The following is a 5,182-nucleotide window of genomic DNA, read 5'->3' as shown; positions in this document are numbered from 1 at the left end:
AACCCGCGACCGCCCTAAAGGATCTTGCTCCTGCCGCTTGACGAACCATAGGAGCATCCCCGAGCCCGCGCGCGGCACCCAGGGGTCAGCCTGCGGTGGCCGAACCGCCGGTAAGACTTGGGTTCGGCAGAGCCACCGTTGACGGCCGAACCCAGCCGGACATCACCGAACAGCGCCCGACCGTCATGCAGGTCGGGCGCTGTCTTCGCCGGTCTAGGATCGTGCGCAGGGGCGAACCGCCTACCTTCCGCATCTCAGAGTGGCATCGGGTTTGTTCGCAGTCTCCGCACCGCGCTTGGCCATCGGCCCGGCGGAGTGTTCCTGGCGGGTCACCGAGAACCGCTCGATCCGATCGATGACGAACGGGCTGATCAACAGCAGCACACCGGCGGCGAGCAGCGCGATGGCCGATGCCGTACCTGCGACGCCGACCACCTTGATCACGCCGACCGTCAGCACGACGAGCCCGATGCCGCCGAGGAGGAACCTCGGCAGAGGCTTGGCCACTCTTCACCTCCTCCGGGCCGGGAGCACCACCTACGGTCACGGCGGATCCGCTCGTGACCATCAGCGGTCAGCCCGGCAAGCCAGTCGCGACGACCACTGGAACCCGAGTAACGCCCCAGCCGCTTCCGGGGAATGATAGACGGGAATGCGCAGAGTCTCCTTTTGCGTCACTCGAATCCATGAGATCGTCTGCCAGTGGGGACATGGGGAAAAGGACCGTTCGACGATGACACGGCAATGGACTTCTTCGATGCCCTGTCCCACTCTGACGAAAACGTTCGCACTGAGCGCCTGAAAGCGGCGATTCTGCGGGTGTCCAGGGCCCCTGGATCCGTCGGCTATACCGAGGGCGTGGAGGCTGTGGTGGCGGCTTCGCTCCTGGCCGGGATGACACCACCTTTTACGAACGTGGAGTGGGTGGCATCGCTGCCGACCGCCCTGACGGCTGAGCTTGCGGACGACGCGACCGTGGCTGTTGAGCGAGCACATTCTCCTGCCAGCGACCTGCACGAGTCGTGGAGCGAGGCAGGCGGATACGACCAAGTATGGAAGGCGTTGACTCCGGTACTGCGAACGCTCAGAGCCGCCGGCGAATCAAAGCAGGACGGGCTGTTCTGAACCGGATGTCGCGTTCGCCACGAACGTGAACTTGATGTACGTGGTCGGGCGGCGAAGCCCCTGGTCTATGAGCGACGGTTGTGAAGGGGGTCAGATCCGCAGAGCGCGGCTGTACATCGGCTCACTCGCGTTGGTCGTTCGCTCAACCTGATCCGGTCTTCACGGCGATCGCATCGAGCGCGGCCTTCCAAGGGATCGGTGCCGTGTTGCTCCCGGTAGCCGGATCATGCACCGGGTATCCGCCCGTTTCCCAGATGACCGTCACACCCCAGGAGCGGAGGCGTGCGATGTTCTCCACGAACGCCGGGTGGGAGGTGTGTGCCCGGTTCGAGGATGGGACCGCCACGATGGGCAGGCCAAGGCCGATGCCCTCCACGAGTACTCCGAGGGCGAGCGTGTCACAGATCCCCGCGGCCCATTTGTTGATGGTGTTCACCGTCGCGGGAGCGACGATCACCGCGTCGGCGGGCGGCAAGACATCCGGCTCGTCCGGATGCTTGTACTCGCTGCGTACAGGGTGACCCGTCAACGCGACGAGCTCCTCGACGTCAACGAACCGACGGGCCGAAGGCGTGGTGAGCACACACGTGTCCCAACCACGCTCCTTGGCGAGCCCGACCAGTTCGCCGACACCGCGAGCGGGAGGACACGCACACACGATCACGTAGAGCACGGGAGCGGTCATACCCTCAGCATCGCGCACAGATCAGCCGATGCATCTACGAGGATCGGCGGTTCCAACCCCGCCACGCTCATTCACGGCGATGAGATCACGCCCGAGGAGACCGCTCCCATCCTCTGGTCCGCCAACTCGTCTCCGGCCTGCTCACCGTCCAGGACCCCTGAGCGAAGAGCTCCGTGAGCTCGCCCAATGGGGTAGCCGTGTAGAGAAGTACGCGCCCGCCCGCGCGATGTCTCGGCCAGACCGCGGGTCCCGAAACGGTAACTGTCCGGGACCTTCCCGTCTTCAGGGTGAAAGGTGTCTTCGTGCGCCACCTGACGAGGTCATTCGCCGAAGGAGCTCTTCGCCGCGGCCGCCAAATAGAACAGCTCCTGGAAGCATTCGAACAGGACGGCCGCCGCGGACTCCGCTGGACCTCCATCTCCCCGGCGACCCGCTTCCACGGTTTCATCGTGTCGCTCCACACCGTGGAGGACATCGATTACCGGCTCACCGTCGACGAATACCCGAGCTTCTATGAAAGCGACGAAGAAGACTTCGGCCAGACCATCGGAGAGACCGAGTCGGCGGAAGAAGCCCTCGACCTGGCACACAGAGAACTCGCCGCAAACCCCGCACGCTGGGTCAACCAAGGCGTCCTCCCGGACGAGTACAACGACTACGTCGAGCAGGGCCGTCCCCTGGGCCGCCGGCAGCCCACATGATGGCGATGCTGTCGTCACAAAGACCCCGGGCGCGAGGCACTCAGCTTTCGGAAGTGACATCGGCCCTGTTCGTAGTCTCCGTGCCGAGGTCAGAGGGCGGTCGACGTGTCTCGACACTTGGCTGGCGCGGCTGCCGCTGCCGTCCTCCGTACTATCTGACGCGCAAGTCCGGTTCGCTATCTTCGCTCCATGCACGGTGAATCCGGGGAGATGCTCGCCGGCCAATACCGGATTCTCGGGCTCATCGGACGCGGCGGCATGGGCCGGGTTTGGCGCGCGTATGACGCCGAACTCGATCGCGAGGTCGCCGTCAAGGAGCTGCGGCTGTCCGACGAGATCGACGACACCGAGCGGCGCGAGTGGTACGCACGGGCCGCCCGCGAGGCGCGTGCCGCCGCTCGCCTGCACCACCCCGGCATCGTGGCCCTGCACGACCGGGTGATCGGGGACGACGGCCGTCCGTGGCTGGTGATGGAGCTGGTGGCAGGGCGGTCGCTGGACGACGTGCTGCGTACGGACGGCCCGCCGCCCGTACGGCGGGTGGCGGACATCGGCCGTCAGACTCGACGACCGGCTACTCGGTGGCGTTCAGCCCGGACGGCAAGACGCTGGCCGGTGGTGGTTCGGACGACCGCATTCACCTGTGGCGGCTGGGACGCCTCACTCCGGTTGCGTCAGCCACAGTGAGATCCGGAAGGCGACGCGCTTTGAGGAGATGGCCCGCTCGATGCCGTAGCAGGGCACTCGTGGCCGTCGGGCTCGTGCGGCCTCACATCCGGGATTTCAGCACGTCGATCTCGCAGCCTGGCGAGGACGGGTCGAAACCGTGCTCGACGAGCCAGCGGACCGCCAGCAGGCTTCGCAGCGACCACCACGCGCGGATCACGTCGAGGTCGACGTCGGTGCCGTAGCCGGCGACGACGTCGCCAAGGTGTTCTTCGTGTCCGAGCGTCAAGATGGCGAGGTCGTACAGGGCGTCGCCGTGGCCCGCCTCGGACCAGTCGATCACTCCGGTGACCTTGTCACCGTCGACGAACACGTGGCTGATCTGCAGGTCGCCGTGTGTGAACACCGGTGTCCAGGGCCGGAGCGCGGCCTCGGCGACCTGGCGGTTGCGCGTGACCAGGTCGGTGGGAAGGACGTCGTTCGCGATGAGCCACTCGCATTCGCTGTCGAGCTGCGACGCGATCTCGTTGAGGCTCCGGCCGGGCCATGGCGGCAGCGGCGCGTCGTGCAGCATCCGTACGGCGGCGCCCGCCGCGGCCCACGCCGCCGGCGACGCGGTCGACGGCTCACCGAGGCGGCCGAGTGCCGTTCCGGGGACGGCGGCGAGGGCGAGCGCGGGCGGCTTCCGCCACAGGACCTCCGGAGTCGGGATCGGCGCCATGGCCATCGCCTCGACCTCGACGTCGGTACGCGTCTGATCAGCGTCGATCTTCAGGAACACGTCACCGACGCGCAGGGTGGCGCGCTCGTTATGGGCGACGACGACCTCGACCTCTTCCACGTCGGTCATTATCAACGGGGACGACCACCGACGTCACCGGGTTTTTCGCGCGCTCGCCAGGAGCGAGCACCCGCGGCCTTCGAAGTCGGCCGGGGGTCACGCCTCGTCGAGTTGCCGCAGGTACTCGGTCAGTTCGGGAACCGTCGGCAGCAATTGCGGGTCGACGCTCTTCCGGATCAGACCGGCCTCCTCGTCCCCGCGTTGCCCTTCGAGGATGACGACGACGAACTCGCGTGGAAGCGAGCTGTGGATGCCGCCCCGGCGCGCCGTCGTGGTCATCGCTTTGCAGACACCGGCCATCGCGGCGTCGTGCGCCGTCTCAAGCGCGTCCATCGCCGCGAACTGTTCGGCCTCGGTCGCAGCGGGCGCCAGGTACTCCTCAGTGAGACGGTGATACCAGGGCGACATCGCATCGCTCGCGGCATCCAGGACGTCCCACCGCCACTCCGGCGGGGCGAACCGTGTCGAATCCCTGTAGTCCTCCCCGCCCGGGCGCATCTCACGCACGGTTGCCTCGGTGTTGGCGGCCAGGGCAGGCGAGAGGATCTCGTCACCGTCCATGTAGAAAAGATGGAAGGCCGCGGCGTACAGCCGCTCATCTGGAAACGCCGCTGCGAGGTCGGCCAAAATGCGGCATCCGCTGTCATGCCATGCCGTCTCAAAGGCGTTCCAGTCCATCGCCGCATACTACCCAGCTCTTTCACGTCGGCCGTCAGGCCGCATTCGCGTTCGCCACGGGCTCCGCACGTCATGCGCTCCGGCTACTGCTACCGTGGGCCCGGAATTATGGGGTTTGGCCGACGCCAGTGTGAAACGAAGTCCCTTCATGGCCCTCCCCGGACTCGCCCGGGTCGAATGGTCGACTCTCCGGCATGCCTACGGATCGGCCGGTGACGTACCTGAACTGCTGTGGCGAATCGCCGACGACGAGGACGCACCCGACGCGCTATTCGACCTGTCGAACAAGATCTACCACCGGGGCGGGTTCGTCTGTTCCGCCGCTGCGGCGGCCCTGCCGTTCCTGGTCCGGCTGGCCGAGTCGGCCGAGGTCACCGTACGGCAGGGTGTCGTGGGTCTCATCGGACAGCTGACCGAGCAGGCCGTGCTAGGCCGTGTTTCAGAAGCCTGCTCGTAGCCATATGTTGATCGCGGCGATGTGGATGG

The 5,182-nt window shown here is 66.5% G+C and carries 8 protein-coding genes; 4 read left to right on the top strand and 4 right to left on the bottom strand.

Features of this window, described 5'->3' with window-relative positions:
• Positions 1-240: 240 nt before the first annotated feature.
• Complete coding sequence (locus tag ABEA10_RS50500) at positions 241-507, bottom strand: hypothetical protein (protein WP_345475867.1); 267 nt, start codon at positions 505-507, stop codon at positions 241-243.
• Between the two features lie 195 nt (positions 508-702).
• On the opposite strand from ABEA10_RS50500, the gene ABEA10_RS50495 reads away from it, so the two are divergent.
• Positions 703-1,125 (top strand): DUF4259 domain-containing protein, encoded by a 423-nt coding sequence (locus tag ABEA10_RS50495; protein WP_345475866.1) that lies wholly within the window; start codon positions 703-705, stop codon positions 1,123-1,125.
• A gap of 142 nt (positions 1,126-1,267) precedes the next feature.
• Here ABEA10_RS50495 and ABEA10_RS50490 read toward each other — a convergent pair whose 3' ends face one another.
• Positions 1,268-1,810 (bottom strand): flavoprotein, encoded by a 543-nt coding sequence (locus ABEA10_RS50490; protein ID WP_345475865.1) that lies wholly within the window; start codon positions 1,808-1,810, stop codon positions 1,268-1,270.
• Positions 1,811-2,112: 302 nt separating this feature from the next.
• Between ABEA10_RS50490 and ABEA10_RS50485 the strand changes: the two genes are divergently transcribed.
• Positions 2,113-2,511 (top strand): hypothetical protein, encoded by a 399-nt coding sequence (locus ABEA10_RS50485; RefSeq protein WP_345475864.1) that lies wholly within the window; start codon positions 2,113-2,115, stop codon positions 2,509-2,511.
• A 189-nt stretch (positions 2,512-2,700) separates the two neighbouring features.
• Complete coding sequence (locus tag ABEA10_RS50480) at positions 2,701-3,198, top strand: protein kinase domain-containing protein (RefSeq protein WP_345475863.1); 498 nt, start codon at positions 2,701-2,703, stop codon at positions 3,196-3,198.
• Between the two features lie 82 nt (positions 3,199-3,280).
• Here ABEA10_RS50480 and ABEA10_RS50475 read toward each other — a convergent pair whose 3' ends face one another.
• Both ABEA10_RS50475 and ABEA10_RS50470 read right to left on the bottom strand, forming a co-directional pair.
• Positions 3,281-4,027 (bottom strand): phosphotransferase, encoded by a 747-nt coding sequence (locus tag ABEA10_RS50475; RefSeq protein WP_345475862.1) that lies wholly within the window; start codon positions 4,025-4,027, stop codon positions 3,281-3,283.
• A gap of 87 nt (positions 4,028-4,114) precedes the next feature.
• Entirely contained in the window at positions 4,115-4,696 is a 582-nt protein-coding gene (locus ABEA10_RS50470; protein ID WP_345475861.1) for a DUF4303 domain-containing protein, read from the bottom strand.
• A 148-nt stretch (positions 4,697-4,844) separates the two neighbouring features.
• Here ABEA10_RS50470 and ABEA10_RS50465 point away from each other — a divergent pair, with 148 nt between their 5' ends.
• Positions 4,845-5,153: a hypothetical protein gene (locus tag ABEA10_RS50465; protein ID WP_345475860.1), complete on the top strand. Its 309-nt coding sequence runs from the start codon at positions 4,845-4,847 to the stop codon at positions 5,151-5,153.
• Positions 5,154-5,182: the final 29 nt, after the last annotated feature.

It is taken from the genome of Actinoallomurus oryzae (assembly GCF_039541955.1).
Lineage (GTDB): Bacteria > Actinomycetota > Actinomycetes > Streptosporangiales > Streptosporangiaceae > Actinoallomurus > Actinoallomurus oryzae.
The sequence above is the reverse complement of the archived record's forward strand: the minus strand, read 5'-3'. Positions and strand labels throughout refer to the sequence as shown.